This window comes from Pseudomonas sp. SDO5522_S412, assembly GCF_054071215.1.
The window spans coordinates 1-2,934 of sequence record NZ_JBSVWQ010000384.1 but is presented as its reverse complement, the minus strand read 5'-3'; the positions used below and the strand labels follow the sequence as shown (position 1 = coordinate 2,934).

Genomic DNA, 2,934 nt, shown 5'->3' with positions numbered 1-2,934 from the left:
TTGATCGAGTTCCACCTTTGGAATGCAGTCAAATGTGGGAGCGGGCTTGCTCGCGAATGGAGGCAACTCGGTCTCAAGCCTTAAACCGGCTTGGCACCCATCAACCCGGCAATCGCCACAAACCCCACCAGGCTCACCACCGCCAGCGCCACGGTAAAGTTCAAACTCCCCGCCCCGCCCAGCCGCAGTCGATTAAGCCGCACCACCAGCCAGAACCAGCTCAGCGCCGCCACGGTGTAGATCACGCTGGAACCCAGGATCCAGGTTTGCCCCAGCGGCCAGCCGATCAGGTGCGCCAGCCACCAGCCGGTGAACGGCATGCTCACCACGCAAATGCCCATCAACAACCACACAAACACCCACGGCCGCTGCACGGTATAGGCCGGCCCCGCGCTGCGTTTGCGCCAGGCCAGCACTGCCAGGGCGAGGCCGCTGAGCAGCAGCAACACCGTGGCCGCGATGTGGATAACTTTAAGGGTGGTCAGCGTTTCCATGTTCTCGATTCCTTGAAGGCCGCCCAGTCAGCGTAGTCGCTCAACCGAGGAACAGCTGGTAGGCCGGGTTATCACTTTCATCCCAGTACGGGTAGCCAATGGCCTCCAGCGCCGCCGGCACCAGGTGACGCTCGTCCGCCGGTACTTGCAGGCCCGCCACCACGCGCCCATCGGCGGCGCCGTGGTTGCGATAGTGGAACATCGAGATGTTCCAGCGCCCGCCCAATTTGTTAAGGAAGTTGAACAGTGCCCCCGGACGTTCCGGGAATTCGAAGCGGAACACCACCTCGTCGCTGACGTGCGCCGCATGGCCGCCGACCATATGGCGGATGTGCAGCTTGGCCAGTTCGTTTTCCGTCAGGTCCAGCACCGGGAAACCCTGGCTGGTGAGGCTGGCGATCAGCGCGCTGCGCGGGTCGTTTTCCGGGTGGGTCTGCACGCCGACAAAGATGTGCGCCTCGCGGCCTGAGTGGTAGCGGTAGTTGAATTCGGTGATCTGGCGCTTGCCCACGGCTTCGCAAAAGGCCTTGAAGCTGCCCGGTTTCTCGGGGATGGTCACGGCGATGATGGCTTCGCGGCCTTCCCCCAGCTCGGCGCGCTCGGCCACATGGCGCAGGCGGTCGAAGTTGACGTTGGCCCCGGAATCGATGGCCACCAGGGTTTGCCCGGTGATGCCACGGGTCTCGACGTATTTCTTGATACCCGCCACGCCCAGGGCGCCGGCGGGTTCAGTGATCGAGCGGGTGTCGTCGTAGATGTCCTTGATCGCCGCGCAGATTTCATCGGTGCTGACGGTGATCACTTCATCCACGTAGTCCTTGCAGATGTCGAAGGTGTGCTGGCCGATCTGCGCCACCGCCACGCCGTCTGCGAAGATGCCCACGGTAGGCAGTACCACGCGCTCGCCCGCCGCCATGGCGGCTTGCAGGCAGTTGGAGTCGTCCGGCTCGACGCCGATGATCTTGATTTCGGGCCGCAGGTATTTCACGTAGGCCGCGATACCGGCAATCAGGCCGCCGCCGCCCACCGGGACGAAAATCGCGTCCAGCGGCCCCGGGTGCTGGCGCAGGATCTCCATCGCCACGGTGCCCTGCCCGGCAATGGTGTGCGGATCATCGTAGGGGTGAATGTAGACGTAGCCTTTTTCGTCGACCAGCTTCAGCGAATACGCCAGGGCTTCCGGGAAAGAATCCCCATGCAGCACCACTTTGCCGCCACGGGAACGCACGCCTTCGACCTTGATCTCGGGGGTGGTCTTGGGCATCACGATGGTGGCCTTGACCCCCAGCACCTTGGCCGCCAGGGCCAGGCCCTGGGCATGGTTGCCCGCCGAGGCGGTGACCACGCCGCGCGCACGTTCTTCGGCGCTCAGTTGGGTCAGCTTGTTGTAGGCACCGCGAATCTTGAACGAGAACACCGGCTGCAAGTCTTCGCGCTTGAGCCAGACCTTGTTGCCCAGCCGCTCGGAGAGCTGGCGGGCGGTCTGCAGCGGGGTTTCTACGGCAACGTCGTAAACGCGCGAGGTGAGGATCTTTTTGACGTACTGTTCAAGCATCGGAAAGCATCACTGGGCGGGTTGGGCAGGGCCAAGGAGTCTAACCCAGCGTTTGGCCGGGCGACCACACGAAAACCGAGGTTTTGTTGGGTTATACTCGCGCCCCTCTTTACTCCCCGCCCGTTCCGGAGCCCGCATGACCCAGGATCAACTCAAACAGGCAGTGGCCCAGGCCGCCGTCGATTTAATCCTTCCTAAACTCGACGATAAAAGCATCGTCGGTGTCGGCACCGGTTCCACCGCCAATTGCTTTATCGATGCGCTGGCCCTGCACAAGGGCGCGTTCGACGGCGCGGTTGCCAGCTCCGAAGCCACCGCTGCGCGGCTCAAGGGCCACGGTATCCCGGTGTATGAGCTGAACACCGTCAGCGACCTGGAGTTCTACGTCGACGGCGCCGATGAAAGCGACGCACACCTGAACCTGATCAAGGGCGGCGGCGCAGCCCTGACCCGCGAGAAGATCGTCGCGGCCGTGGCCAAGACCTTCATCTGCATCGCCGACGCCAGCAAACTGGTGCCGGTACTCGGCGCGTTCCCGCTGCCAGTGGAAGTGATCCCGATGGCCCGCAGCCACGTGGCCCGCGAACTGGTGAAACTGGGCGGCGACCCGGTGTACCGCGAAGGCGTGCTGACCGACAACGGCAACATCATCATCGACGTGTTCAACATGCAGATCACCAACCCGGTGGAACTGGAGCGCCAGATCAACGCGATCGTCGGCGTCGTCACCAACGGTTTGTTTGCGGCCCGTCCGGCTGACGTACTGCTGCTAGGCACCGCGGAAGGCGTAAAAACCCTTAAGGCGTAATGCAAAACCCCTGTGGGAGCGGGCTTGCTCGCGAATGCGCAGTGTCAGTCACTGAATATGGCGCCTGATACACCGCA

At 63.1% G+C, this 2,934-nt stretch carries 3 protein-coding genes; 1 reads left to right on the top strand and 2 read right to left on the bottom strand.

Translation table 11 applies throughout. The annotated features are described in order from the left end of the window. Window positions 1–80 precede the first annotated feature (80 nt). Complete coding sequence (locus tag ACW9I6_RS31790) at window positions 81–494, bottom strand: DUF2269 family protein (protein WP_102370118.1); 414 nt, start codon at window positions 492–494, stop codon at window positions 81–83. Between the two features lie 40 nt (window positions 495–534). Further along, window positions 535–2,049, bottom strand: a complete 1,515-nt coding sequence (ilvA, locus tag ACW9I6_RS31785; RefSeq protein WP_003213834.1) for a threonine ammonia-lyase, biosynthetic — start codon at window positions 2,047–2,049, stop codon at window positions 535–537. A gap of 136 nt (window positions 2,050–2,185) precedes the next feature. Between ilvA and rpiA the strand changes: the two genes are divergently transcribed. Further along, window positions 2,186–2,857 (top strand): ribose-5-phosphate isomerase RpiA, encoded by a 672-nt coding sequence (gene rpiA / locus ACW9I6_RS31780; RefSeq protein WP_003213836.1) that lies wholly within the window; start codon window positions 2,186–2,188, stop codon window positions 2,855–2,857. Window positions 2,858–2,934: the final 77 nt, after the last annotated feature.

Coding starts and splice junctions, on each gene's coding strand:
- ACW9I6_RS31790 (WP_102370118.1), bottom strand. CDS start 494: ATGGAAACGCTGACCACCCTTAAAGTTATCCACATCGCGGCCACGGTG.
- ilvA (WP_003213834.1), bottom strand. CDS start 2,049: ATGCTTGAACAGTACGTCAAAAAGATCCTCACCTCGCGCGTTTACGAC.
- rpiA (WP_003213836.1), top strand. CDS start 2,186: ATGACCCAGGATCAACTCAAACAGGCAGTGGCCCAGGCCGCCGTCGAT.